Raw genomic sequence first — 26613 nt, 5'->3', positions numbered from 1 at the left:
CTGAGTACGTAAAATTAAGAACAAAATAAAAAAGGAAAATGATGTGTTATCACATCACTTTTCTTTTGATCTTCTTTTTTGAATTAAGGAAATTGCTATTACTCCGGCAATTCCAGCTATTGCTGAAAGTCCCGTAAATCCTGGAGTACTACTGCTTTCACTATCATCTTCTACAGGTGCTGAAACACTGGCATAAGCCTCGTAGTCCTCATAAACAGCAATTGATGTTCCCATGAAAGCACTGTCATCTGCATAATAGTCCTCTATTTCCGAAAGAAGACTCTGCACATCAGTATCTGTTAAGAAATTCTCATTTACTGAAATGCCGATGAGAGCTTTCCCTTCAGATGCTCTTATTTCACCCATTCTGGAAGCCACAGAATCAATAATATCTGACTTTGTATCAGGGTTTGTTTCCCCCAACTCGTAGGTCTGGAGGATAATAAGGTCTGCTGTTTCTGATACTTCTGAGATGTCAGACAATGTATAAGATGCAGGAATGTCAACAGCAATTGCGAGTTCATCACCTGCAGTTTCCCTGGCATTCTCAAGCAGAAGCAGGTTCAGTGCACAGGCACTATCAATATCTTTTGTACATGGATCAAGAGCAATATCCACTCCATCAAAAGCTGAAAGTGATTTGCTGTTGTAGTCGACTACTTCTTCCAGGACAGCGTTAACATAAATGGAGTTGTCCTCATTGGTATCGCTGTTCGGGTCATTAAAGATCATTGCATAGACCTGCATATCATTGTCGTGTGCTGTCTTGACAAATCTCTCAAGGTTCCAGATATTGTCCTCATTTGTCAGGACCATAATAGTGTTCAATCCGCTTTCTTTCAACTCAACGATGGCATCCTCGTCATAATCAGTTGTATTGAAAATACGGATTGCAGTCATTATACCACTTGAAGGTGTTATGTTAATTCTGGCAGGAGTTTCGATGATAGTTTCTTCAGTACTTTCCTGCATTGAACTCTCCAGTGTAACAACAGGTTCATCAGGAACGAAATTACGCACATATGCATAGTCAATGGATGCATAACCTGTATTGTCTGAAGCGTCAGAATATGAATTTGCAGAGATGTAAACCTTCATGTCCCCAACAGGGACATAATTATACTCTTCAGTTGAGACAATATCCATTTTAGTGTTCCTGACACCATCCTTGTACCATGCTATACTTCCAAGCTCATCTTCCATATACCAGGCAACGCCTATAGTGTACCAGTCACCTTCGGTTTCCCCAATGTCAGCCAGGTCTGAAGGATAATAGCGTACATCTTCCTTATCATTTTTAATAGTCCAGCTAACCTCTGTTTCATTTTCAAGCTCAGATACAGCCAGTATCTGGTTCTTTGTCTCTTTCTGGGGGTCAACAAATCCCTGTGTTATAACAGGACCTCTAATATCTTCTCCGGTAGTTGTTCTTGATCTTTTAACCACAAACATGGAGTTTATTGAAAAATCATCTTCTGATTTAATACTGGAAACATCTTCAGGATGGAATTTAGGAACTATGAGTTTACACACTCCATTGGAAACATCCTGTTCCCCGCCACCTGTTGTGAATGAGTCCCAGTTTGCAAAGACACTGGTACCACTGAAAGTATCAAAAAATACAAAGGTTCCGGGTCCGCTCTGGACATCACTTGCTTTTGGATTACCATAATACATTTTAATTTTGGTGTTGCTTCCTGCCGGAATAGAAGGAACTTTCACCCAAATGGTTGCCTTCTCTCTTTTTGAATCCCACTCTTCTATCCAGTGTTTAAGCTGCGAGTCACCGGATGTAAAACGTATGTCCTGTCCCTCTGACTGTGCAAGTGAAAAATCAAAATTGGAGCTATTCAGGACTATTGGTACCTGATAATTTGTCAGGCTGCTTCCTGAGCTCTCTTTAATAATGATTTCTTCTGAATAGTTCCACTCACCGCCACCTGAATATGTTAATGCTGCGCATGTTTGCACAAATGTCAAACTGGCTACTAATATCAAAATGATACAGATTTGTCTGTTAAATGACATCCTAACGCCGTCCTCGTGTTTTTCTATTAAGTTTGAAAAATAAAGTCCTGAGTATTATTTGCTGTGCGACTGTATAAATCTTGTGCATTTAAATATAACAAATGCCAAACAAAAAATAAAAGAAAAATTAAAATAAAGCTATCAGGAGTGACTGCTGATGAAATGCTGTATAAGTTGTCCTGATATGCTATGAGTTCCCGGAATATTTGGAATCTCATCTTTGGTATACCAACCGGCATCTTCTATCTCGACACCATCTATCTGAATGTCACCTTCTGCATGTTCAGCAGTGAACCCTATCATAAGCGAATCCGGGAAAGGCCATGGCTGGCTTCCAAAGTATTTGACATTCTTGATATTGATGCCTACTTCTTCCATTACTTCCCTTACAACAGCCTGCTCTATTGATTCACCTGGTTCTACAAATCCTGCAATGATACTGTATCTTCCTTTAGGGAAATGAGGAGAACGTGCCAGCAAGAGTTTGTCCTCTTTCTCGATCATGACAATTATTGCAGGAGAAATTTTAGGAAATGATGTGAAGCCGCATTCAGGACACATTTTTGCTCTTTCGGCTTCTTTAAGCGAAGTTTCACTGCCACATCTGCCACAATAAAGAGTGTTTTTATCCCATTCCATAATGTGAACAGCTTTACCGGCAAGTGCAGCTAGAGTTTCTTCAAGAATTCCATTAAGTTCCCTGAGTCCCACAAAACAGGTGTTTTTACTGAGCTTACAGACATCGGCAGCAGTTGATTCAGGTTTGAAAGGATCACCGGACACTGATTCATCTGAGTTTATTGAAGCGTTGAGTTCCATTGAATAACATGAAATGTCCCTGAGTTCACCAAGGTATTGAGTCCTTATTCCTGAAAAATCCAGTTTCTCCATCTCTTTCATCAAAGGTAACCTGTAGTTTCCTTCATCACCAACCAGCAATAACTCACGGTTTTTGAAAGCAAAACAAAAACTGTCACTGTTGTCATCTTTCTGTGGTGGCCGGACCAGTGGCATAAAATCCGAAACCTGAATTGTGTCCTCTGAGCTCATAACTGGATGAATAGATGTTTGGGAATATTTATCAACGTTACCTTAGGACTCGCTTTGTCTGAATATTCATGTTGTTGACTGGAAAATAGATTGAACGTAGTTGATTGTTCGAATACTATGTTGAATAGTCATATTGGGTAATAGCAATGGATAAAAAATGCAACGGTTATTCAAAAATACGAATTTTGACAGAAATTTAAAATATAATACTAAAAACTAGTTATTAAGGTTTTGATAATTAAATTCAATCAGTCCTTTTGGATAATAATTAATGCTATTTCCATTATTACCTTCAAATAATTTCCCTCCGGGATGCAATGTGTTACCTGAACCACTCCAATCAAGACTTAACCAATACTGAACGCCGTTTTCTGTTTCTCTAATTTTATAATTCACGTAACTAATGTCATATCTCTCGCCAATATAGTTTCTAACTTCTTGCAATTGATTAACATCATCCGCAATGTAAATTTCAGGATAAGCATGTCCGTTTAAATAATAGTCATTAGCCACAACTATCCTAGTGTTAAAACCCATATTTTCCATTAAGGCTGACATTAGTATAGAATAATCGTCACAATCTCCTTCATAATCTTTTGTTGTTTGCGAGGCAGTAAAAAAATATTCTCCTGGTTCTTCTTGATATTGCCAGTAATAATTGACGTATTCAAAAGTATAACATATGTCTTCAAGGTCATAACTCGAAGTCTTGCCTGTTATCTTAATAACTTCTTGATCAATTTCACCACTGTTATAATCAATTGCTCGACGGAAATTCTGAGATAGAATTCGGTATTTTTTTGGGTATGCCGTTGTTGCTACTCCAATAGTATCTTTATCCAATGATGGTATATCTGGTGCATTGGTTAATGATTTATAATCATAATCAGAAGGGGATGCACTAGATGAAGGTCTTTCATCTATAAATACACCTACAGTTGCTAAGCCAAAGAATACTATACCAATTAAAGAAATAATTATTATTACAGACCAAACGCCAGATTCTTTTTTTTCTTTTGCGGTTTTTTTGTGGGAAGTATTATCAACTGTATAATTTGACTCAAGATTAGGTTTTACTTGTTGCCCACATTTTGAACAGAAATGATCAAAATCCTTAAGTTCATTTCCACATTTTGTGCAGAACATAATTTCCTCTGAAACAATAGAACTTGAAAAAATTAAAAGTGTTTATTTTTTTATATAAAGCATGAAATATAATATATAATATCATTCTGACCTAACTTCATCAATTGAAACTTCTATTTTTTCCTCTTCGTCTATTAAGTCATTCCATTCAAAACTATTCAAGTTTACAGATTGTCCTTTTTCTCTATGTAGAGATGAGCCCGCAGGTATACTTCCAAGGTAGATTGTACTAGTCTCTAAAACTCTACCATCAAACAAGATTGAATAGTCAACCTGTACATTATCTGCAGTAGCTGTACCAATGTTAGTAACATCAAAATAACAATTTACTATAATTCTTTCATTTGAGTGTTGGTTATATTCATATTCCCATTGTGATTCAACAATAACGTTAGAATACCCGCCTAAATTATCAAGGAATTTGTCTGGATTGACTGTTTCAGATGGAGAAGTAGTAGATGAAGACATACCATCTATAAATCCACCTAAAACCCCTGAACCAACAAAAATTAAAAAAACGACAACAAGAATTGTTGTAACACTCCAATTGTTAGAAGGCTTTTTTTCTTGAATAGGTTTTTCGTCTGATATCCCTATAAAAGGGGTTTTTGATTCAGAATTTTTGTTTGTTGATTGCCCACAACTTGGGCAAAAATTATCAGAGTTTTCAAGTTCATTTCCACAGTTTGAGCAGAACATAATTTTTTAGCCCCCCCTTTTTCGATAATGGCATTTCACTATAATTTGATACTGAGCAAAGTTATCAATTAATTTAATAGTATATATGTATTTCATATATTTAAAATTTAATAAATATAGGAACGTAAATACTAAAATGCCCATAACAATTTCCTCAGCTCCTTAGTCCCAAATTTGAATTTATCAATCAAAATCTGAACCCTCTGAAGCTTCAACTCCTCTTCTTCAATATCATTTGCTTCTAACCCGTTGGATATTCTTGATCCAATCTTCGAACAGAATAATATCCAGTTAATATTTCCAACACACCGCTTAGAACCTTAAAGTTTTAATATATAACCTGCAAAATACTATTAGGTTTAAGGGAATAAACGGGAATGATAAAATGAATTATCTGATACTGGTAAGACACGGACAATCCAGGTGGAACCTTGAGAACAGGTTCACAGGGTGGGTGGATGTACCACTTAGTGAAAAGGGAATCAGGGAAGCAATGGACTGTGCCACAGAACTTGAGAATATGGAGATAGACGTTGCATTCACCTCCAAGCTTATAAGAGCTCAGGAAACACTTTTCCTTATACTTGCAAAGCAGAAGAAAACAGGTGTTTTTCTGCATGAGAGCAAAAAAAGAGATGAATGGTCACACCATCCATCAAGATTTGAAGAAAATGAAATACCTGTTTTTTCAAATGACACCCTCAATGAAAGATTCTATGGGGAGCTTCAGGGACAGAATAAACAGGAAGCAAGGGATAAGTTTGGAGAGGAGCAGGTCTTCATCTGGAGACGTAGCTACGATATCCAGCCACCCGGAGGGGAAAGTCTTAAGGATACCTATGAGCGCACAATTCCTTACTTCAAAGAAGCAATTATCCCACAACTTGAAAATGGAAAAAATGTACTTGTAGCTGCACACGGAAACAGCCTGCGCTCTGTGATAAAATATATTGAAAACATTAGTGACGAAGACATACCTAAACTGGAACTTGCAACAGGTAAGCCAGTATATTATCAGTTCGAAAACGGTAAGTTTACAAAAGAAGAATAAGAGTGAATATTAAATTTTCACTCATAAGGAGAAACTTCATCCGGCATCGGGGATGTGTGCAGTACGCATTCGTCGCCGTGTTTTATTAAGTCCTCTATGGATTTTCGCAGAATTGAAGGGTAGACAAGGCCAACTTCTTCTTTTATTGCATTCCCTTTGCAGAAGAACTTAAAAGTTGGTGTTCCACGCACACCGTATTTCCTGGCAGTCATTGGACTGTCAATTCCGTTCATCTTTACAAAAGTGCAGGACTCATGGAATTCAATTGAGTACTCCTTAAAGTATGGTTCTATTTCCTTGCAATGAACGCAGGTTGGAAGGTAGAACATAACAACCATTGGTTTCTCCTGGTTTTCAATAAGTTCTGCCCAGTTGGAATCATTTGCTTCTAAAATGTTACTTTCAGCCATTTTTATCCTCTCCCATAATAAAAGGGGGCTTTCAGCTATTAAAACTTATCTTCAAAAAAAGAGAACTAACAGGCGTAAATTGCCTGTTTTATTTTGTTTTAACTAAACGAAAAGACTCAGATATTTTCTTTTGCCCAGGTGGCAGCCGCTTCAAGAACAGCATGATTCAGCGGAATAAGCTTTGGCTTTTTGGCAAAGGTCTCTGCAAGTGCTGACTTGAAATGTTCCTCATCAAGTCCTGTAATTCCAAGAGCCATGATAACTCCCAGCATTACAGTGTTTGCAGCCTTCTCTGAACCGGCATCACCTGCAATTTTTACCGCAGGAACAGCTATGCCTTGTACACCTTCAGGAATGTCGCATTCTCCAATCGTTGAATCGTAAAGAATGTATCCGCCTTCCCTTACATCTGCAGCGAACTTTTCAAGTGAAGGACGGTTCATTGCCACAAGTACATCAGGCGTGTAGACTACCGGGGAACCTATGGACTCACCTGAAACCACCACTGAACAATTGGATGTTCCACCGCGCTGCTCAGGTCCGTATGATGGGTACCATGAAACAAAGCGCTGAGCATCACAACCTGCGTGTGCAAGGGTCAATCCCATACTCAGGACACCCTGTCCGCCAAATCCTGCTGCTTTTATCTGGACTTCAGGGAATGAAGGGTCAAGTTTGGCGTCAGGTGATGATTCAGTTTCAAGATTGAAAAGGTCATCAATTGACTTTTTATCAAATGCACTGTCACCTCTGAGCAGTGGTTCTGTCTCATCCGTAAGGTCTCTGAAATTACCAAGTGGGAATTCCTTCTCCATTTCCTCATTCACAAAAGCAGTACTCTGCTCGGAGTTTTGCCTGAGGTTTGTCGGACAGGTTGAAAGAATCTCCACAAATGCATATCCTTTGCCGTCACGCTGGATTTCAAGAGCTTTACGAATAGCCTTGCGAGCTTTTCTAATGTGTGAAATATCAGAAACTGAAACCCTTTCTATAAATACAGGAGCCTTCAGATTATCAAGAAGCTCACACATGTGTAGTGGATAACCTGCAAACCTTGGATCTCTTCCATCGGGACACGTTACTGTTTTCTCTCCAATAAGAGTGGTAGGTGCCATCTGGCCACCTGTCATACCGTAAACTGTGTTATTGACAAAGAAAACTGCCATTTTCTCACCACGGTTTGCTGCCTGCATTGTCTCGTTCAGACCGATTGATGCGAGGTCACCGTCTCCCTGGTAAGCAATAACCACGGAATCGTCCTGTGCCCTTGATACTCCGGTTCCAACAGCAGGAGCACGTCCGTGCGCTACCTGGATGTTTCCACAGTCAAAGTAGTAGTAAGCAAAAACAGCACAACCTACAGGACTTATCATAACACTGCGGTCCTGAATTTCCAGATCATACATAGCTTCGCCGATGAGCTTGTGAATAACACCATGTCCGCATCCCGGACAATAGTGAGTTGCAGTCGGAGCTGCACCACCTTTACGGGTGTATTCTGAGTACAGACCAGCACTCTTAATGACTTTTTCTGCCATTTTTACTCCTCCTCTGCGATCTTTCTGATACTGTCAAGAACCTGATCCATTGTAATCAGATTTCCACCCATACGATACACAAGATCAGTTGGTCTGCTGCATTCAATTGCCAGCTTAATATCCTCAAGCATCTGTCCGTTACTCATCTCAACTGAGACAAATGTACATTCCCTTGAATCTGCAATTGCTTTCAATTCTTCTTTTGGGAACGGGAAAAGTGTCTTTGGCCTGAAAAGACCGACCTTGATGCCTTCCTTTCTTGCCTGGTCAACAGCAGATTTACATATACGACTGCTGATGCCGTATGAAACCAAAATGATATTTGCATCCTTTGTCATGTAATCTTCAAAATCAACTTCCTGCTCTTCAATGGTCGCGTACTTCTCCTGAATCTCATAGTTGAATTCTTCAAGCTGGTTGAAGTCGAGGAAAATAGATGTAACAAGGTTCTCTCTGGTTTCTGCTGTGCCGCTTACAGCCCATTCAGTATCAATTTCAGGTTTTACTGAAACTTCCGGGAACTGCAGGGACTCGACCATCTGTCCAAGAACCCCATCAGCCAGTACTACTACTGGATTGCGGTATTTGAAAGCAAGCTCAAATCCTTTGATAACAAAATCGCACATTTCCTGCACGGAGTTTGGAGCAAGTACTATGTTCTTGTAATTACCATGTCCTCCGCCTTTGACTACCTGACTATAATCTCCCTGTTCAGGACCAATGTTTCCAAGTCCAGGACCTGCTCTCATAATGTCGACTATTACACACGGAAGTTCAGCTCCTGCCATATAGGAAACACCTTCCTGTTTCAGACTGATACCAGGTCCTGATGATGCAGTCATGACCCTGTGACCTGTGGATGCTGCTCCGTAGACCATATTAATGGCAGCTTCTTCTGATTCTGCCTGTACGAATTTCCTTCCAAGCATTGGGAAATACTTGGAAGCTTCCTGCAAAATCTCACTTGCAGGGGTAATAGGATAACCGAAATAACAGTCACAGCCAGCGTATAGTGCTCCTATAACAGCTGCTGTGTTACCTTTTACTAATTGTGTTGCCATTTTCTCACCTTAAGTTCAATCGTCCTTAAGCGGAATGTGTATCTCTATGGCAAGCGGCTCAGGACAGGTATAATAACAGTTAGAACAACCTGTACAGCCCTCGCCTGCATATTCTACATAGTGGTATCCTCTCTCGTTGAGATCGTCACTCATTTTCAGGACACCTTTGGGACATGCTACAATACAACGTCCGCAGGCTTTACACTCTATGATATTGATAACCGGGTATGGTTCTTTTTTGCCTGACATAATTCAAAGCCTCATTTGAATGAATAAAAATAATATCCCGGATAAGGAATATTCCCTAAAGACATTAACTGCCTATTTACTTTATGGTCCGGAACTTAAACAAAAAATGAATGAAAAGGAAAGTTACTGACCTTCCTTATCATGGTCACGAATCTCAACACGCCTTATCTTTCCACTGATGGTCTTTGGAAGTTCAGGTACAAATTCCACAACACGTGGATACTTGTAAGGCGCTGTGACCTTCTTTACATGGTCCTGAAGTTCTTTCTTAAGCTCATCACCGGCTGTATAGTCCTTTGTAAGAACTATGGTTGCCTTGATGACCTGTCCTCTTACCGGGTCAGGAACACCTGTGATAGCACATTCAAGGACAGCAGGATGCTCAATAAGTGCACTTTCAACTTCGAAAGGACCAACACGGTAACCTGATGTCTTTATGATATCATCGGCACGTCCTACGAACCAGTAGTAACCGTCCTCATCTTTCCATGCCATGTCACCTGTGTGATAATAACCGTCATGCCAGACCCTTGCAGTAAGTGTCTCGTCTGAGCGGTATCCGGTAAAGATTCCGGGTGGGTTTCCAAAGCTTGTGTCAATGCAGATCTCACCTTCTTCACCTGCTTCACATGGTTTGCCTTCACCATTCAGGAGCATAATGTCATATTCCGGTGATGGTTTACCCATTGAACCAGGTTTTGGCTCAAGCCACGGATAAGTTGCAACTGAAACAACTGTTTCGGTCTGTCCGAATCCCTCCATGAGCTTCATACCTGTTATCTTGTAGAACTGCTCGTAAACTTCAGGGTTCAGTGGTTCACCTGCTGTGACACAATACTTCAGGCAACTAAAGTCGTAGTTGCTAAGGTCTTCCCTGATAAGGAACCTGTAGATAGTTGGCGGAGCACAGAAAGTTGTAACACCGTATTTGATAGCATTCTCAAGCATTTTATCAGCACTGAATTTCTCATAGTCATAGACAAAGACAGCACTGCCTGCTATCCACTGACCGTATATCTTACCCCAGACACATTTTGCCCAGCCGGAATCAGCAACAGTATAATGGAGACCTTCATCGGTCACATTCTGCCAGTATTTTGCGGTTATAATGTGTGCTAGAGGATAGGTAAAACTGTGCTGTACCATCTTCGGGAAACCGGTGGTTCCTGAAGAGAAATAGTTCAACAGGACATCATCATTAAATGTTGCTTCCTCTCCTGTTGGACGCTCAAAGTCCTCGGATGCTTTTTCCATTTCGTCGGTAAAACCGAGCCATCCTTCTCTTTCAAGGCCGATTACAAGGCGGTTTTTCAATATGCTGCTTACCTCAGCATAAGCCTCATCTACATAATCAAGTACTCCTTCATCAGGTGCACATATTACTGTATTGATAATTGCACGCTCTACCCTGTAGACAACATCCTTCTTTGTGAGCATGTGTGTGGCAGGCACTGCAGTGGCGCCTATCCTGTGAAGTGCAAGTATGCAGAACCAAAACTCATAGCGACTCTTGAGCATGAGCATAACGTTGTCGCCTTTTCTTACACCAAGGCTTTTGAGCATATTTGCAGTTTTATTACTGTAATACTGAAGGTCCCTGAAAGTGAATATCTTTTCTTCACCATTATCATCACACCAGACGAGAGCCTTTTTGTCAGGCTGTTCTTCTGCGTAAACATCCACAACATCATAGGCAAAGTTAAAGTTATCAGGGATGTTGATTTTGAAGTTCGCTTTGAAGTCCTCATAGGACTCGAATTCCACACGGGAAACATATTTTTCAAGTAATGAAGTCATACTACCTCCGAATAAGCATAAGTTAAAACATAAATTAAAGCATCAATTAAAACTAAATTACAATATCACAGCCAGAAACTTTGCAGGTTTGCCACCGAGTGCCTGCATTCCGTGTTCATAGCTGGAATCAAAGAATATGGAATCTCCTTCTTCAAGAACAATCTCGTTGTTATGGATAACCACTTTCAGGGTTCCTTCCAGGACATAATCAAATTCCTGACCTGGATGACTGTTAGTTGAAATTGCTGTACCTTCGGGTTTTGGGTCAACTCTTACAACAAAAGGCTCAGCTTTCTTATGAGCGAAATTTGCAGCAATGTTCTGGTACTTGTAATCTTTGCGGCGCTCTGCACTTACACCCTTATCTTTACGGGTAACTGAGAAAACATGCATTCTTGGAACTTCACCGGTAAGCAATACTGACATGTCTACATTGAGAATCTGGGCGATCTCAAGCAGAATGCTTGCAGGTATATCCTCTTCCCCGGCTTCATAATTAGAATAAGTGTCAACAGACAATGCCAGTTTTCCGGCCATTTCCTCAACGGAAATATCGGAAATATCACGTAATTCCCTTACACGGGCTGCAATTTCTTTGATCTTTTCCTGCATAGAAACACCTTCCTAAATGGCCATATGAATACAAAAAGAGAAACTTCACAGATTGCGCTGCAAAATGCGGTATTTTATCTCAAAAAGAGAATCGCTTCCCGGTATTCTCCAGATAGGTCTGTGAGTTTAAGGGTTACTATTATTTTAATATATTCGTTTAAAACATGTCATGTAATACCATGACATGATACTCTTGTAATTGGTTTTTTCAAAATAAAGACAACAAATCCATTGAAAAACAGGAAAATATATTAATATTATAATAATGGAATAATCATTATCAATATATAGCTTAAAATTTATCTGAAATAAAAAGCAAATCAAAAATCATTATGTAAAAAGCATCGATCGATATGACAGGCATTCCTAATATATTTGAGAACATGGAACATGAATACAGAAGGCAACTACTTCATGCTGCTTTTGGTTTCCTTATACTTCTGTTTCCTTTTATCGGTCCTGAGATCCTTTTGATACTTAGTTTTTTAATGATACTCGCACTGACATTTCTTCCTGAAGACTGGTCCCTTAATCGCTATTTGTATAAAAAACCGCTTCCTGGTGCAAGGGGTATGCTTACGGACAAAATAAACGAGGGACTTAAAAGCGCAAAGAACCTTGCGATATCCGTATTCATCCTGATGCTGATAAGTGCATTACTGGAATTTACGCCTTACAGGCTTCCGTTGTACGTAATAGCAGGTGCAATTGCAATATCCACTTTTGGAACAAGTTCTGCAAACTTCATCAGACATCGCAAGCAACTTCAACTCCTGCGTTGTAAATCAGATGCAGAGGAATCAGAATGCTGCTTACTTCCCTCCAGTATCGTACTCTTGGGTACAGGCATATTGACAGCTTATTTAGCCGGACTTTGGCTTATGCACTGGCAGGATATTACTATAGACCTTAATATGCTATTTTTCCTTGCGGTAATTGGTTCGGTAACAGGAGCACTTTTTGAATCAATTCCATCTAACATCGATAATAACCTTTCTGTACCACTTGGTTCAGGAATGTCAATGTGGCTGTTCAGTTCTTTTGGCTACTCAGTGCCACCGCAGCAGATGTTCTTTGCACTTGTTTTTTCCATGATTCTAGGTTATCTTGCATACAAGACAAAAATAGCTGATCTTTCAGCTCTTTTTAGTGCTACCCTTCTTGGAGTTCTTATAATAGTATTCAGCGAACTTTTCTGGTTCGTCCTGTTGCTCACATTCTTCATACTTGGAGGAGCTTTTACCAAATACAAGTACAGGTACAAGGAATCTATTGGACTTGCACAGTCCAAAGGCGGTGTCAGGAGCTATGAGAATGTTTTCAGCAACAGTACGGCAGCTCTGGTTCTTGCCATATGTTACGGAATATATCCACAATATGCAGACCTGATAATTTTCGCTTACCTGGGCACTGTGGCTACTGCAACCGGGGATACACTTGCAAGTGAGGTTGGAACAACCGCCCATTCCCAGCCAATAATGATAACCACACTGAAACCAACTAATGCCGGTGTTGACGGAGCAGTCACCATACTTGGTGAAATAGCAGCACTTCTTGGTTCCATGGTAATTGGTCTTCTACCTGTTATTTTTGGAAGGGTGGAAGATGCCGGTATGGCAATAGCCATTACAACAGCCGGTGGTTTCCTTGGAACTAATATTGACAGTATTCTTGGTGCAACACTCCAGAAACGAGGTATGCTTTCAAACAGCGGCGTTAATTTTGTTGCTACATTTGCAGGAGCTGCTGTCTCAGGAATAATCTATCTGCTACTGAATTGAGTAAAAATCTGCTCTTCTCTTATATTTACAGGCAATAATATATTGCAAATATTAATATATGATTGATTTATATAAAATATTGGAATAGATGGAATCTTCCTGAATAGTGCAATATTTTAAGTGTGAGGAGAAATGCATTGCAAGGAGAACAACTCAACAGTAACTGAATCTTCGTTTGATGCTGGAAAATGTGAACAGTACCAGTCTATTATTAGTCCGGATAAACTTACCCTGTACAAAGAGCTTCCACTGGGAGTTTTACTTACAGACATGCAGAGATACATTCACTACTGTAACCCTGCATTTACCAGAATTACAGGATTTGCCATAGAAGAAATATATGGATTATCCATGGATGATGTTTTTTGCTGCAATTCCCACAATGACAACAATAATTCAGAAAATAGCATTTCTGAAATAGAGAATGACCAGATATTTACCTGCAAATGGAATACAAAACTAAATATCGAAAAAGATATTCGATGCAAAAAAGTTGATGCAAGAACCGGTAATTCCAAGAAGGAGCTATTTGCATGGTATGTTGAAGATCGCAGTTTCTCTTTTGAAAACAAAGAGAATTTCTGCGTTGATATTGATGAAAACGAATCAGGCCTGCTTTTACATAGAAAACTGGAGATAGAAAAAGTAATATCTTTTATTTCCTCCGCCCTTGTTGCACCTGATAATCTGGATGAAGTTATTGTCGAATCTCTTGGAAAAACATGCAATGTATGCGGAGCAAGCCGCGCTTACCTGTTCCGTTTTGACGATGAAAATTTAACCATGAGCAATACACACGAATGGAATGAGGAAGGAGTTGAAGCCCAGAAAGATAATCTTCAGGATCTGCCACAGGACATGTTTCCCTGGTGGATGGATAAAATCGGAAGAAATGAGATAATTCATGTAAAAGAAGTTTCAAAAATGCCCCCTGAAGCCTCTGCAGAGAAAGAGATCCTGGAAATGCAGGATATAACTTCACTGCTTGTGCTTCCTGTTTATGTAACCGGGAAAGTGAACGGGTTTATTGGTCTTGATAATGTCAAAGACACAGGAAAATGGAGTATAGAAGACGTTACGGTTCTTGGTGCGGTGGCTAACATTATTGGCAGTGCCATTGGACAGCAGGAGGCTCAGGATAAACTGAATGAGCGCAACAGGAAACTGATAAGAGCCTATGAGGAACTAAAATCCATGGAGATAATGAAATATGAATTCATATCTAATCTCAGTCACGAACTCAAAACTCCACTTAATTCTATCCGCGGATACAGCGAAATACTCATTGATAATCAAATTGGGATTTTAAACCAAAAACAAAAAAAGTCAGTTGATGCTATATTCAACAGTTCCAAAAAACTTGGAAATCTTATCGATTCATTGCTTTATATGGCAAGTGTGCTTGCCGGTAAAACATGTTACCAATTCGATCCTATACAAATGGAGAATGTTATAGATAATGCAGTCAGTCACCATGAGTTCGAAGCAACAAAAAGAAAAATAAATTTGCAGAAAAAGGTAACAGAAAATCTTCCTATAATAAATGGTGACGTCTATTTCCTTCCGCAACTAATGTATAAATTGATAGATAATGCTCTAAAATTCACACCTGAAAACGGCAATGTTGAAATCTTTGCCTCTGAGATTGATGATGGAATTCATATTGAAGTAAGTGATACTGGAATTGGAATACCTCTTTCTGAATTAAAGAAAATATTTGATCCATTTTATCAAATTGATGGGTCTGCCACCCGCAGATATGGAGGAAACGGCATTGGACTGCATATAGCTAAAAAAGTGGTTGACGCACATAATGGCAGGATATGGGTCGAGTCAACAGAAGGGAAAGGTACAAGTGTGCATATTTTTCTTCCTGTTGATCCGAAAAACGAATGCTTAATAGAAACTTCTTGCAACACCATTCCTGATAGCTTCGTTTGAAACTGCTTTTGCAATTGTTTTCACAACTTTTTTGTCAAGCGGACCCGGGATTATATAGTTCTCGTCCAGCTCTTCATCCTTTACAATATCGGCAAGTGCATACACAGCAGCCATTTCCATTTCAGGTGTAATGTCAATGGCACAGACATCAAGGGCTCCACGGAAAAGACCCGGAAAACCAAGACAATTGTTAATCTGGTTCGGACAATCCGAACGTCCGGTGGCAACAATCCTCACACCTTCCATTTTAGCTTCAGACGGCATTATTTCAGGGACGGGATTTGCCATGGCAAAGACAATTGGATCTGAAGCCATGGATGCAACCATTTCCCCACTAACAATACCCGGTGCGGAAACACCAATAAATACATCAGCATCCTGCATTGCATCTGCAAGTGTACCTTTGATAACGTGCTTATTGGTTACTTCCGCAAGGTCTTCTTTCTCAGGATTCATGCCTTCCTTTCGACCTTTATGAATAATTCCGTGACTGTCACAAATAAGTAATTTTTCGGGATTTGCACCTGCAAGTATAAGCTTTAATGCTATTGCTTTTCCTGCAGCACCAGCTCCTGAAACAACCACTTTTATCTTACTCATCTTTTTACCTGTGATTTTCAGGGCATTCAGAAGACCGGCAATTACAACAACAGCGGTTCCATGCTGGTCATCATGGAATACAGGAATAGGCAGTTCTTTTCGCAACCTTTCCTCAATAGTGAAACATCTTGGAGCACTTATGTCTTCCAGATTTATACCACCAAATGCAGGTGCGATATTTTTAATTGTTTTTATGATTTCTTCAGTATCTGTAGTATCAATACAAATTGGGACTGCATCTATCCCGGCAAGTTCCCTGAATATCAATGCTTTTCCTTCCATTACCGGAAGCGCTGCATGTGCACCAATATTACCAAGACCCAGAACTGCTGAACCATCGCTGATAACTGCCACAGAATTACGTTTCATTGTGTATTTATAGACATCATCCTGTTTTTTTGCTATTTTTCTGCATGGCTCAGCTACTCCGGGAGTATACGCAAGGCTCAGGTCTTCAATATTATTAAGAGGAACTTTTCCGCATGTACCGATAACTCCACCGGCGTTCTCGTGTAATTCAAGTGACCGTTCGCCCAGGGTATTATCTCCTTCCCTGCAAAGTATTACTTTTGGTTTCTCATCCATTTGCTAACACCTGAAATCATTTTTAGCTTGTCTTCAATCTCTCATAATAATAGTGTTTTGAAAAAATTTATATGTTCTCCATGTATAGAATTAGCAGATGAGCGAAACAATAAAAGGAATTGCCAGAGAAACTCTGGACTTTATCATGGAGGTTAGCAAATCAACTTTTCCAAATGAATTTGCCGGGCTTCTGGAAACAAAAGATGGCATTATTACGGATGTACTTATACTTCCAGGAACTGAGTCCAGTGAAATCAATGCAGTTCTTAAACTCTTTATGATGCCAAATATCTCCGCTGTTGGCTCTGTACACAGCCATCCCAGTTCCATTATAAGACCTTCAAAGGCTGATCTCCGGCTGTTCAGCAAAACCGGAAACCACCATATAATAGTTGGTCACCCTTTCGGACCGGATAACTGGAAGTGCTTTAATGGAAACGGGGAAGAGATTAAGCTGGAAGTGCTTGATGTGGAAATAGAGGATGATGAAATCCTCTGAAAATTTACATCTATTCAAGATATTCCGTACTATTGCACATGTCTCCAAGTACACCGGAGTTTTCTGAGGAAGACAGTGGCAAGAGTACTTCAAATGTGCTTCCTTCACCGGGTTTGCTTTTAAGACTGATTGTGCCTCCCTGTGCTTCCACAAATTTCTTGACAATACTCAGACCAAGCCCGGAACCCTCAAATTTACGGTTAAGCGACCAGTCAAGCTGAACGAAAGCATTGTACAGTCTCTTCTGATCTTCTTCTGATATACCTATTCCATCATCTTTTACAATCAGCTTAAGTTCATTATTCTGGTTCTGTCTGATAATTACAAGAACAGTTCCACCGGATGGTGTGAATTTTATCCCATTACTGATCAGATGGTGCAAAATTGTTTTTATCTTGGACTTATCAGCATATACAACTGTTACAGAAGGATGAATATCAAACTCCAGACTTACACCTTTTTTGAGTGCTTGAGAACTTAGCATCCTCTTTACATCAGACATAAGATTTGGGACTGAAAATAAATCAACATCAAGTTCCATTTTTCCTTCTTCTATCTCAGCAATGTATATCAAAGAATCAACCAGGTCCAGGAATCTGGACCCTGCGAATTTGATAATCTCAGAGAAATGTCTCTGTTCTTCATTCAGAGTTCCGGTTTCTTCTGCCAGAAGAAGATCTGCATACCCCAGAATAAGGTTTAAGGGAGTTCGAAGTTCATGATTCATATTGCAGAGAAACTCGCTCTTTGTGCGTGAAGTATTCTCCGCCAGCATTTTAGCTTCCAGCATTGCCTGTTCAGCCTGTTTGGACAAACTGATATCCTGAAGTGTTTCGATTGCTCCTATGATCTCATTGTTATGATCCCTTATAGGAGCAGCAGTAAAAAGAATCCATCTGCCAATTACGTCAAAATAATCTTCTGCCTGATAACCACCTTCAACAAAAGAAGGTTGCAGCTTTTTATCACCATATACCTTTTCTATGTCATTAAGACAATTATCAACAATAAGATCTGCAAGTACCGGTCTTTTGCTATCATAGAAAGGCATCCAGGAATTTCTGGTTCCAATTATGTCTTTGGATTTTATGCCTGTTGTATTCTCACAGGCTTTGTTCCAGTATATAATATCATGATCTTTGTTAATCACAAATGCCGGAATAGGACTTCCATTTACTATCTGGAACAGTTCATTCTTCTTGTCTTTTAACTCAATCTCGGCACGCTTACGCTCAGTTATATCACGACCGACACCAACAACACCTATGAGTTCATGTTCCTCTGTAAAAAGTGGGGTTTTAAACGTTTCAAGAAGAATTCTTTTTCCATCGGCACGGTCTATCCATTCCACACTTTTATAAGAATGGCCGGATTCAAGCACTCGTTTATCGTTAGAGCGGAAAAAGTCAGCTCTGCTTCTGTCAAAAATATCATGGCTCGTCTTTCCTATAATCTCGCTTGCAGGTTTACCTACATATCTGGAAAACATTTCATTGCATGAAAGAAAAATACCATCTGTATCTTTAAAAAAAACAAGATCAGGAACGGAACGAAGCAATCCTGAAAGAAGAGCTGTTTTTTGAAATAATTCCCGTTTTACCGAGTCGGGTATATCCATTGAGTCTAAATCAGCAATATCATCTACTTTATCATTACCTAACACACCTATTACCCCTACTCTAATTGTCACTTCAAACAGCCCATGGTAAACAAATAAATTGTCTGCCTTTTAACCGGTCCGTAAGTAGCAATTTTTTTGTCCTGTAAAGTAAAGCAATTACTCAGTGCAATATAAATATTTTGCAAAACAGCCCAAAAATTAGCAGTGTTTTATATTGTCAAAAATATATAACCATATTAAAACCCCACATACTAAGAAATTGAAGATACATATTAATTAAATGCTAAATGTTTGTTAAAACTTAAATATAACTATGTATTCTGAACTTTGAATAAAAGGAAAGACATAAGAAAATGATGAAAATGATAGAAACAAGAACCAGGCACAATAAAAAAACAACTAACAAATGTTGTTGTAGATTAATGACATATGAAGGGAAAAGAGCAAATGGATCGTATCATCCATTTATGCTCTTTTCTACACTAGTCCCCAAATAGACCCAATCCTTCTTTGTGGTACAAATCAAACTACACCGTGGTAGCTGAGGAATGAGTAATAGGTTATGAGAGCGATCATCAGTGAAAGGAAGAATGTTCCAAAACTGTATGGGCTGTGATTAACGTAATATTCTGTCATGTTTTATCATGATAGACTAGATCTTATTTGTATATATAGCTAACCCTTATTTATCATGATTAATCATCTCAGATATTATCTGCAAACAATTAACCGACCAATTAACAACTAATATAAGTATGAAGAAAACAAACTGAGTGGGACATCACTCAATGAGGGTTTTTATGGAAAACATGAATGATATCCAAAGATATTTTTCTCAGGAATGTTTCGCATCAAATTCCGGCATGAAAATAACTGAAGTCTCAGAAGGCTATGCTAAAGCCGAAATGAGGATAGAAAAAAGACATCACAATATCCTGGGCACTGTGCACGGCGGAGCAATATTTACACTTGCAGATATGGCATTTGCTGCTGCTTCAAATTCCTATGGGACTGTTGCTGTTGCTATCAATGCCGACATATCTTTTGTCAAAGCCGCAGTAGAAGGCACTCTTTATGCAGAAGCAAAGGAAACATCCATCAACCCGAAAATATCAACCTACGTTGTAAACATTACAGATGACCAGGGAGATACCGTTGCGATATTCAATGGGATGACGTACAGGAAGAAGAATAAACTTCAGATTCCTGAAAAATAGAATTCAAATTTAGTTGAAGTTACGTGTTAATCGGCTAAAAACAATAAAAACAATAATACCAATAAAAAAGAAAGCTGGTTTATCAAACCAGTTCTCTTGGTTGTTTTGTTTCAGGTAATGATGGAAGTTTTGATGAACTGACAAACAGAGGAGAATCGACTTCCTTTGCCCTTTCAAGAAGCAAGTCCTTTCCACGTTTTGTAAGTCCAAAAAGAGGAACAGCACTGCCAACCTGAACCAATGGCTGTACAAGTTCCCGTACATGCTTTGAAGCACAACTTGTCAGGATATCAGTTGAATCAATCAGACCCTGTGCTGCCTGTTTGTTAATACCCGTTACATGTGCACCTATAATCACAAGCTCAATGTCAAGTTCTTTTTCAAGATCACGCAACTGTCTGGCAGTTTCCGGGAAAACAACGGTAACAGCTATTTTCCTGTAGCCAAGTTGTGCTGCTTTTCTGACTCCTGCAACAGGGTCGATTCTGGCAGTTGAAGGGTCAAGGACAATTCCACCACGTTCATTTATTCCGTTAATAGTCTCATCAATAGGTTCTGTTTCAACAAGACCGGAGATACGTGCTCCGATTCCCTGAACAAGATTTGGATTATTGGAAATTACTGTTCCTGCACCATCACATGCGGTAACAGTTGTATCCAGCAGACCACTGGTAAGTCCTGTCATCATTGTTTCTGATGCGCCAAAACCTACGAAAATATCCATGTCAAGCTGACGTTTGTTTGTAAAGAGACCGAAATCCTTTATGCGGAATTCCATATTTTTCCTGATCTCTTCCTTTGTGATTTCAGTTATACCTCGGGTTTTGTCAAAAATAGGACACCAGCCGATTAAAGGTTCACCAACCTCTACAACCTTTTCATTCTCTACAACGACTCTGGCTTTTCCAAGAAGTTCCATGACATGTGGCATTCTTTCACCTGAGATTTGATATTAATATTTATTAAAAGCAATTATAGGATGCTTCTTCTGTCGACAACTTTCTGTGACTTTCCTGCTGTTCTTGGGATAGAACCTTTCTCAACAAGATCCACATTTGTCCTGATATTGAGCACACTCTTGAGTTCGTTCTCTACATGCCTGCGAACAGCTGCAAGGTCTTTAAGTTCACCTGTGAATGCATTCTCCTCAAGCTCTACCCTGACAGTAATTTCATCAAGCATCTTGGCATTCCTGTCAAGAATAACCTGGAAATGTTCTGTGACTTCAGGAATATCCACAATGACATCCTCAATCTGTGATGGGAACACGTTGATACCTCTTACAATGAGCATATCATCTGCCCTTCCAAGAAGCCTTGAAATACGTGGTGTTGTACGACCACATGAGCATTCACTCTCAAGAAGACGTGTAATGTCACCGGTCCTGTATCTTATTATCGGAAGAGCTTCTTTGGTCAGGGATGTGAGTACAAGTTCTCCTTTCTCACCTTCTGCAACCTGCTCACCATTCTCGTCAAGAACTTCAACATAGAAATGGTCACTCCATATGTGAAGACCGTCCTGCTCCTCGCACTCAAAAGCAACACCTGGCCCCATGAGTTCTGAAAGGCCATATGAATCATATGCTTTGATATTAAGAGCATTTTCAAGCTGTTTTCTCGTATTGGATGACCATGGTTCTGCGCCAAAACAACCTACTTTTAAGGAAAGTTTGTCTACAATATCCATGTCCTTTGCTGTTTCTGCAAGATAAAGTGCATAAGAAGGAGTACAGTGAACAGCTGTAACACCGAAGTCAATCATCATCTCAAGTTGCCTGGCTGTATTTCCCGTACCACTTGGCACTGTCATGGCGCCCATTCTTTCAGCACCATAATGGAAACCAAGACCGCCTGTAAAAAGCCCGTAATTAACTGCATTCTGAAAAACATCACTGCTGTCAAGACCTGCCATTGTGAGGTTCCTTGCCATGAGATCTGACCAGTTCTCGATATCATTCTTAGTATAACCAACAACTGTTGGTTTGCCACTTGTACCTGAGGATGCATGAATTCGTACTATGTCCTCTTTTGGCACTGCAAAAAGATTGAATGGATAATTGTCCCTGAGATCAGTTTTTCTTGTTGTTGGTAATTTGCTGATGTCATCAAGTGACTTTATATCATCAGGAGTTATGCCAAGCTGCCTGAACTTATCTTTGTAGAAAGGAACGTTAGTATAGACTGCCGCAGCCGTCTTTTTTAAGCGTTTTAGTTGTAGTTCGGCAAGTTCGTCCTTTTTCATAGTTTCGTATTTTGGCTGCCAGTATCTCATGGAAATATCTCCGCAAAATATCCTCTCATAGGAGTACATCTTTAAATGGTTTGCTATTATGCCACACGCTAACAGGAACCGACCCCATACTCACAGATTGATGCGTGTATACCTACATACATACATCGAGATCTGCACATAAATTTATAATTTTGACTGAATTATTTTAATTCTATGCACAAACATTCTATTTTCATGTACACAAATCAATTTTTAATGTCATAACGGTTTAAACCGTGTACATTCAGTCTTGCACTTAGATAGTGATGAGATCTTCTAAAAAACGTCAGATACTCACAGGAACAACAGTTCTTCTGGTGCTCCTGTGTACCATAAAAATAAGTTCAGCAGCAAGCGGTGATATCATCACCGATATAAGCTCAAATTATGAACTTATTCCTGAAGAGGGAATGGTAAAAGTATCAAAAGAGATCACATTTAACAACAACAATCCTGATACTAAATACTGGAGAGGATTTTACTCCAGCTACAATTCCTACCTTCCTGACGGAGCACTCAACATTGAGGTTTTTGATGATGAGAACAGCATGGCATTCAGTAAATCAGCAGAAGGATATTACGTCTTTTATTTCAACAACAAGGTATGGTATGAGGAAAGTTACACATTCCAGGTTGTTTACGAAATTGAAGTAAACCAGAATACAGCTGTGTTCTCATTAAATGAATACGGTGACAATGTTGAAGTAACCCTGGAAGTACCGGATGACTTTGAAACCCAGCTTAGCAGGGATGATTACAGAGTAGAAGATAAATTGTATTCCAGTGTCTACATTTTTGAAAAGGGGCAAAACTGGGAAAAAGCATGTACTGTCAACTCTGTAAGAGCCTCACCTCGCCTTACATTAAAAGATACAGCCCACCTTACAGAACGTGATGTGGACATTGAGGTCAGATACTGGGAAGGCGAAGAGCAGTGGGCACAGGATATCATGCGGACTAGCATTGAAAGCCTTGAGCTTCTTGAAGAAAAATGGGGTTTTGCATATCCTCCCGAGTATAATATTACAATAACACAGGCAAACCTGACAGAAACCGGTGGTTATGGGGGCTATAATCAGGGGAGAAACGGAATCTGGCTTCTTTACACATCCAACCATGGAATACTTGTTCATGAACTTTCACACTACTGGACACGTGCCTGCAACTTTGACCAGTTGTGGATGGATGAAGGTTATGCAGACCTGTACACATACATAGTTCTCAGTGAGATGGAACCTGACGCCGCAGAATCAAGACGTGACCGCTTCCTTCAAAAATACGAAGATCTCCACGATGAACATGACTTCCCGCTTTCCGACTGGAACACACCACAAACCCTCAATAGTGATAATGAAGAGCATGTGGATTATGGATACAAGAAAGCATTCTCACTAACATACACATTATATGAGACAATTGGTGTAGAAGCACTGCAACAGGCAAACATAGAATTTGTGGAATCAACTAATATTAACAATGCTGATTTCCTTGAGATAATAGAATCTGCTTCATCCGTTGACACAGATTTTGTAGGGGAATACCTGTATAATTAAAATTAAGCTGAAAAGGCTATAAGTTTTTAATGCATACGTAAGAGTATTAAGTTTTTGTGCCAAACTTGTTTATTTATCTCATCAACCATAATAAGTTTCAAATAAATTTAGACATATTTATAAAAATACTTTAAGTAGATATATTTATAAATTAAAGAAGCATAGAATGAATAGGTTAGTGTGGAGATTGCTATATAACGCATTTAGCGAAAGCACCTGCCATTTATTTGCTCATGGGGAAAATGGGAGATGAATGGATACTCAAAAAAAAATGTTGAGATTATAAATAATATAACAGATGTCTTTAGAATATTGTTAAAAGAGCCATCAGTAGAAAAATCTCTGAGTTTACTTGCAGACAAAGTTATAGCTTTTTTTGATGAATCAGAACTGGTTTCCATAAAAATAGGGATGTTTGGAAAAGAATGTCAGCATCCGGATTGTACTGATCATGACATGTCACTTATTAATGAAATTGTCATTAATGGAAAAAGTGAGGGTTTTATAGAATTCAAATTAAAAGGACTTCTTCCTGATGTAAAAGATAACAAAAGCAGGATTGAAGAATATGAAGAACAACTTGGTGTACTCACAAGATTTGTAACACTTGCTTTTGAAAACAGGAATGAAATAATGGAACTGAAGAACCTTGAAAGAGAAATGAGGGATTGTTACAACAAACTTGATGATTATATTTTTGTTATTAATTCTGAAACTAACATAGTCGATTTTAACACCACTTTTCAAGAATGTACAGGATATACATCAGATGAACTTCATCAAATGAATATATCCGGACTTATGGCCCAATGTTCCGTAAGTAAAGAGGTTCCACCTATAATAGAAAAAACGGTTGAGAACGGACATTTTACATTTGAATGTGAGCACCTTTGCAAAAGTGGAGAACGAGTACCCATGAGCATAACCTGCAAGCCATTGGATAGTGAGAAAGAAGAGCTATTCATTTGTGTGGGCAAAGATATATCTGAAACAAAAAACGCAGTCCAGGAACTGCATGAATCTGAAAAGAAATACTCAACCATTGTTGAAAAAGGAAACGATGGTATCCTCATCATACAGAATGGGATCATTAAATTTGCTAATTCCATGATTTCTGAACTCACTGGTTATGACCATGATGAAATAATCAACCAGAGCTACATGAAGTTCAGTCCTGCAAATGATGAGCAGGGAGCATCCGAATGGCTCAAATTGTGTACCAGTAAGGTTGCAGAAAAAGAAATCTTTGACATTAACATTGCAACCAGAGACAATGGAAATATTCCTGTTGAGATTAATGGTTCAATTATCGATTACGAAGCTGAGAAGGCAGAACTTCTCATTATCAGGGATATCAGTGACAGAAAAAGAACTGAAGACCTTCTCAAAAGAGAAAGGGATAAGCTGTACAATTATCTTGATGTTGCAGGTTCCATCATAGGAATTGTGAATACTGATCTTAATGTCATTTTTGTTAATAACAAAGGAGCTGAAGTTCTCGGATACGAAAAAGAAGAGATAATAGGAAAGAACTGGTTTGATTGTTTCCTGCCGGATAGTGTCAGGGAAATTACCAGAAGTAATTTTATCAAGGTAATCAACCACGAGCTGGACCCTCCTAAGTATTTTGAAAATTACCTTTTAACAAAAGACGGTGAAGAAAGACTGATATTCTGGCATGATGTCCCGGTTGAAGATGAGAATGGAAAGCGTATAGGCGTAATCAGTTCAGGAGAGGACATTACAGAGAACAGAAGAATAGAAGCAATGCTGGTTGAATCCGAAAAGAACCTTAAGACAATACTCAACAATGTAGATGACCTTATATATATTTGCAAACCGTATGGTAATTTTGTAGATGTAAACAGAGCAATGGTATCCTCAACAGGTTTTACAAAAGAACAAATGCTTGAAATGTCTCCTGTTGACATTGTAAAGCCTGAAATGAAACAATTGATGGACAGTTATACTGAACGTATTATCAAGGAAAAAAGTGTGATTTTTGAAATTACTTTTGTACTTAAAGATGAAACCACACTCCCACTGGAACTTAATTCCAGGCTTATTGAATATAAAGGCGAGCAGGCGATCCTTTCTGTTGCCAGGAACATAACTGAAAGGAAAAAAGCAGAAGACAGGCTTAAAAGGTATGCAGGCGAACTCAAAAAGTCAAATGACCTCAAAGACCTCTTCACAGATATCATACGCCATGACTTGCTCACGCCTGCAAGTGTTATCAAAGGCTACACAGAAGAACTGCTTGATACAATTAAAGACGAGCAGGCAAGAATGCTGGCACTGAAAGTGAAAAGCAATAATGACAGGCTCATAGAGCTGCTTGAAACTGCCACAACTCTTGCAAAACTTCAGAAACAGGAAGATATAGACTTTGAAGTCATTGACCTGGTACCTGTGTTTAAAATGGTCATAGATGGATTCAGGGATCAAAGCGAAAATAACAAACAGACTGTAAACGTCTATGGACAAACTTGCTGCCCTGCAAGGGCAAATCCTGTTATTGAGGAGGTATTTGCTAATCTATTATCCAACGCCATTAAGTATAGTCCATTAAACAGTATCATAGATATTACTTTCAGTGATGTAGGAAATATGTGGAAGGTGGCTGTTACCGATCGTGGTGCAGGAATTCCGGATTCCGATAAAATATTATTGTTTAATCGGTTCCAGCGTGCCGATAAAAGAGGAATTAAAGGTACAGGACTGGGGCTTGCTATTGTAAAGCGCATAATAGAACTGCATAGCGGAACATATGGTGTGGAAAATAATCCGGAAGGAAAGGGAAGTGTTTTCTGGATCACACTGAATAAATCATTGTAAAATCTTTAATTTAAATTTTTTATATTACTTTTTCCATACACTGAAAATTGAGTGAAATTTGTC

Annotated in this window: 21 protein-coding genes; 7 read left to right on the top strand and 14 right to left on the bottom strand. The window is 39.1% G+C overall.

Annotated features, from left to right (window positions below):
* Positions 1 to 54: 54 nt before the first annotated feature.
* From V7O61_RS07060 to V7O61_RS07045, 4 genes are all read right to left on the bottom strand, one after another.
* On the bottom strand, positions 55 to 1971 hold the full coding sequence (locus V7O61_RS07060; protein ID WP_407283414.1) for a DUF2341 domain-containing protein: 1917 nt from the start codon (positions 1969 to 1971) through the stop codon (positions 55 to 57).
* 198 nt (positions 1972 to 2169) lie between these two features.
* Complete coding sequence (gene nudC / locus V7O61_RS07055; protein ID WP_407282302.1) at positions 2170 to 3078, bottom strand: NAD(+) diphosphatase; 909 nt, start codon at positions 3076 to 3078, stop codon at positions 2170 to 2172.
* Between the two features lie 216 nt (positions 3079 to 3294).
* A complete protein-coding gene (locus tag V7O61_RS07050) occupies positions 3295 to 4224 on the bottom strand; it encodes a transglutaminase domain-containing protein (protein ID WP_288068032.1) in 930 nt (309 codons plus the stop codon).
* Positions 4225 to 4305: 81 nt separating this feature from the next.
* Positions 4306 to 4923, bottom strand: a complete 618-nt coding sequence (locus V7O61_RS07045; protein ID WP_288068033.1) for a zinc ribbon domain-containing protein — start codon at positions 4921 to 4923, stop codon at positions 4306 to 4308.
* A 385-nt stretch (positions 4924 to 5308) separates the two neighbouring features.
* On the opposite strand from V7O61_RS07045, the gene V7O61_RS07040 reads away from it, so the two are divergent.
* Complete coding sequence (locus tag V7O61_RS07040) at positions 5309 to 5974, top strand: 2,3-bisphosphoglycerate-dependent phosphoglycerate mutase (RefSeq protein ID WP_407282303.1); 666 nt, start codon at positions 5309 to 5311, stop codon at positions 5972 to 5974.
* Positions 5975 to 5991: 17 nt separating this feature from the next.
* Here the strand turns inward: V7O61_RS07040 and V7O61_RS07035 are convergent, their stop codons facing one another.
* The 6 genes from V7O61_RS07035 to V7O61_RS07010 all read right to left on the bottom strand — a co-directional run bounded on the left by V7O61_RS07035 (position 5992) and on the right by V7O61_RS07010 (position 11641).
* Positions 5992 to 6384 carry a co-chaperone YbbN gene (locus V7O61_RS07035; RefSeq protein ID WP_288068038.1) on the bottom strand — a complete coding sequence of 131 codons (393 nt, stop codon included), beginning with the start codon at positions 6382 to 6384 and terminating at the stop codon, positions 5992 to 5994.
* Positions 6385 to 6500: 116 nt separating this feature from the next.
* Positions 6501 to 7922 (bottom strand): 2-oxoacid:acceptor oxidoreductase family protein, encoded by a 1422-nt coding sequence (locus tag V7O61_RS07030; protein ID WP_023846452.1) that lies wholly within the window; start codon positions 7920 to 7922, stop codon positions 6501 to 6503.
* A gap of 2 nt (positions 7923 to 7924) precedes the next feature.
* Complete coding sequence (locus V7O61_RS07025) at positions 7925 to 8983, bottom strand: 3-methyl-2-oxobutanoate dehydrogenase subunit VorB (protein WP_023846451.1); 1059 nt, start codon at positions 8981 to 8983, stop codon at positions 7925 to 7927.
* Positions 8984 to 8998: 15 nt separating this feature from the next.
* Entirely contained in the window at positions 8999 to 9232 is a 234-nt protein-coding gene (locus V7O61_RS07020; RefSeq protein ID WP_023846450.1) for a ferredoxin family protein, read from the bottom strand.
* Positions 9233 to 9355: 123 nt separating this feature from the next.
* Positions 9356 to 11029 carry an AMP-binding protein gene (locus tag V7O61_RS07015; RefSeq protein WP_407282304.1) on the bottom strand — a complete coding sequence of 558 codons (1674 nt, stop codon included), beginning with the start codon at positions 11027 to 11029 and terminating at the stop codon, positions 9356 to 9358.
* A gap of 57 nt (positions 11030 to 11086) precedes the next feature.
* On the bottom strand, positions 11087 to 11641 hold the full coding sequence (locus V7O61_RS07010; protein WP_023846448.1) for a helix-turn-helix domain-containing protein: 555 nt from the start codon (positions 11639 to 11641) through the stop codon (positions 11087 to 11089).
* 353 nt (positions 11642 to 11994) lie between these two features.
* Between V7O61_RS07010 and V7O61_RS07005 the strand changes: the two genes are divergently transcribed.
* Complete coding sequence (locus V7O61_RS07005) at positions 11995 to 13422, top strand: DUF92 domain-containing protein (RefSeq protein WP_407282305.1); 1428 nt, start codon at positions 11995 to 11997, stop codon at positions 13420 to 13422.
* 132 nt (positions 13423 to 13554) lie between these two features.
* A complete protein-coding gene (locus V7O61_RS07000; protein WP_288068278.1) occupies positions 13555 to 15363 on the top strand; it encodes an ATP-binding protein in 1809 nt (602 codons plus the stop codon).
* Here the strand turns inward: V7O61_RS07000 and V7O61_RS06995 are convergent.
* Complete coding sequence (locus V7O61_RS06995) at positions 15319 to 16548, bottom strand: NADP-dependent malic enzyme (protein ID WP_023846445.1); 1230 nt, start codon at positions 16546 to 16548, stop codon at positions 15319 to 15321. The two genes, V7O61_RS07000 and V7O61_RS06995, sit on opposite strands and share 45 nt — an antisense overlap.
* A gap of 97 nt (positions 16549 to 16645) precedes the next feature.
* Here V7O61_RS06995 and V7O61_RS06990 point away from each other — a divergent pair, with 97 nt between their 5' ends.
* Positions 16646 to 17047: a metalloprotein gene (locus V7O61_RS06990; protein ID WP_023846444.1), complete on the top strand. Its 402-nt coding sequence runs from the start codon at positions 16646 to 16648 to the stop codon at positions 17045 to 17047.
* 10 nt (positions 17048 to 17057) lie between these two features.
* Here the strand turns inward: V7O61_RS06990 and V7O61_RS06985 are convergent, their stop codons facing one another.
* Positions 17058 to 18710, bottom strand: a complete 1653-nt coding sequence (locus V7O61_RS06985; protein WP_052324345.1) for a PAS domain-containing sensor histidine kinase — start codon at positions 18708 to 18710, stop codon at positions 17058 to 17060.
* A 758-nt stretch (positions 18711 to 19468) separates the two neighbouring features.
* Here V7O61_RS06985 and V7O61_RS06980 point away from each other — a divergent pair.
* Complete coding sequence (locus tag V7O61_RS06980; RefSeq protein WP_023846442.1) at positions 19469 to 19885, top strand: PaaI family thioesterase; 417 nt, start codon at positions 19469 to 19471, stop codon at positions 19883 to 19885.
* 82 nt (positions 19886 to 19967) lie between these two features.
* Here the strand turns inward: V7O61_RS06980 and V7O61_RS06975 are convergent, their stop codons facing one another.
* Together V7O61_RS06975 and V7O61_RS06970 are read right to left on the bottom strand one after the other, a co-directional pair.
* Positions 19968 to 20816 carry a methanogenesis marker 8 protein gene (locus V7O61_RS06975; protein ID WP_407282306.1) on the bottom strand — a complete coding sequence of 283 codons (849 nt, stop codon included), beginning with the start codon at positions 20814 to 20816 and terminating at the stop codon, positions 19968 to 19970.
* A 41-nt stretch (positions 20817 to 20857) separates the two neighbouring features.
* Positions 20858 to 22159: a phenylacetate--CoA ligase family protein gene (locus V7O61_RS06970; RefSeq protein WP_407282307.1), complete on the bottom strand. Its 1302-nt coding sequence runs from the start codon at positions 22157 to 22159 to the stop codon at positions 20858 to 20860.
* Between the two features lie 266 nt (positions 22160 to 22425).
* Here V7O61_RS06970 and V7O61_RS06965 point away from each other — a divergent pair, with 266 nt between their 5' ends.
* Together V7O61_RS06965 and V7O61_RS06960 are read left to right on the top strand one after the other, a co-directional pair.
* Positions 22426 to 23712 (top strand): M1 family aminopeptidase, encoded by a 1287-nt coding sequence (locus tag V7O61_RS06965; protein WP_407282308.1) that lies wholly within the window; start codon positions 22426 to 22428, stop codon positions 23710 to 23712.
* A 249-nt stretch (positions 23713 to 23961) separates the two neighbouring features.
* Entirely contained in the window at positions 23962 to 26550 is a 2589-nt protein-coding gene (locus V7O61_RS06960) for a PAS domain S-box protein (protein WP_407282309.1), read from the top strand.
* Positions 26551 to 26613 lie beyond the last annotated feature (63 nt).

The sequence above is a fragment of the Methanolobus sp. WCC1 genome (assembly GCF_045690315.1).
Lineage (GTDB): Archaea > Halobacteriota > Methanosarcinia > Methanosarcinales > Methanosarcinaceae > Methanolobus > Methanolobus tindarius.
The sequence above is the reverse complement of the archived record's forward strand: the minus strand, read 5'-3'. Positions and strand labels throughout refer to the sequence as shown.

What these genes read in the sequence shown, in the direction of transcription:
- V7O61_RS07015 (WP_407282304.1), bottom strand. Translation starts at nt 11,029, where the DNA reads ATGACTTCATTACTTGAAAAATATGTTTCCCGTGTGGAATTCGAGTCC.
- V7O61_RS06975 (WP_407282306.1), bottom strand. Translation starts at nt 20,816, where the DNA reads ATGCCACATGTCATGGAACTTCTTGGAAAAGCCAGAGTCGTTGTAGAG.
- V7O61_RS06980 (WP_023846442.1), top strand. Translation starts at nt 19,469, where the DNA reads ATGGAAAACATGAATGATATCCAAAGATATTTTTCTCAGGAATGTTTC.
- V7O61_RS07045 (WP_288068033.1), bottom strand. Translation starts at nt 4,923, where the DNA reads ATGTTCTGCTCAAACTGTGGAAATGAACTTGAAAACTCTGATAATTTT.
- V7O61_RS06960 (WP_407282309.1), top strand. Translation starts at nt 23,962, where the DNA reads ATGAATGGATACTCAAAAAAAAATGTTGAGATTATAAATAATATAACA.
- V7O61_RS06965 (WP_407282308.1), top strand. Translation starts at nt 22,426, where the DNA reads ATGAGATCTTCTAAAAAACGTCAGATACTCACAGGAACAACAGTTCTT.
- V7O61_RS07035 (WP_288068038.1), bottom strand. Translation starts at nt 6,384, where the DNA reads ATGGCTGAAAGTAACATTTTAGAAGCAAATGATTCCAACTGGGCAGAA.
- V7O61_RS07040 (WP_407282303.1), top strand. Translation starts at nt 5,309, where the DNA reads ATGAATTATCTGATACTGGTAAGACACGGACAATCCAGGTGGAACCTT.
- V7O61_RS07005 (WP_407282305.1), top strand. Translation starts at nt 11,995, where the DNA reads ATGACAGGCATTCCTAATATATTTGAGAACATGGAACATGAATACAGA.
- V7O61_RS07050 (WP_288068032.1), bottom strand. Translation starts at nt 4,224, where the DNA reads ATGTTCTGCACAAAATGTGGAAATGAACTTAAGGATTTTGATCATTTC.
- V7O61_RS06990 (WP_023846444.1), top strand. Translation starts at nt 16,646, where the DNA reads ATGAGCGAAACAATAAAAGGAATTGCCAGAGAAACTCTGGACTTTATC.
- V7O61_RS07010 (WP_023846448.1), bottom strand. Translation starts at nt 11,641, where the DNA reads ATGCAGGAAAAGATCAAAGAAATTGCAGCCCGTGTAAGGGAATTACGT.
- V7O61_RS06995 (WP_023846445.1), bottom strand. Translation starts at nt 16,548, where the DNA reads ATGGATGAGAAACCAAAAGTAATACTTTGCAGGGAAGGAGATAATACC.
- V7O61_RS07000 (WP_288068278.1), top strand. Translation starts at nt 13,555, where the DNA reads ATGCATTGCAAGGAGAACAACTCAACAGTAACTGAATCTTCGTTTGAT.
- V7O61_RS06970 (WP_407282307.1), bottom strand. Translation starts at nt 22,159, where the DNA reads ATGAGATACTGGCAGCCAAAATACGAAACTATGAAAAAGGACGAACTT.
- V7O61_RS07020 (WP_023846450.1), bottom strand. Translation starts at nt 9,232, where the DNA reads ATGTCAGGCAAAAAAGAACCATACCCGGTTATCAATATCATAGAGTGT.
- V7O61_RS07025 (WP_023846451.1), bottom strand. Translation starts at nt 8,983, where the DNA reads ATGGCAACACAATTAGTAAAAGGTAACACAGCAGCTGTTATAGGAGCA.
- V7O61_RS07030 (WP_023846452.1), bottom strand. Translation starts at nt 7,922, where the DNA reads ATGGCAGAAAAAGTCATTAAGAGTGCTGGTCTGTACTCAGAATACACC.
- nudC (WP_407282302.1), bottom strand. Translation starts at nt 3,078, where the DNA reads ATGAGCTCAGAGGACACAATTCAGGTTTCGGATTTTATGCCACTGGTC.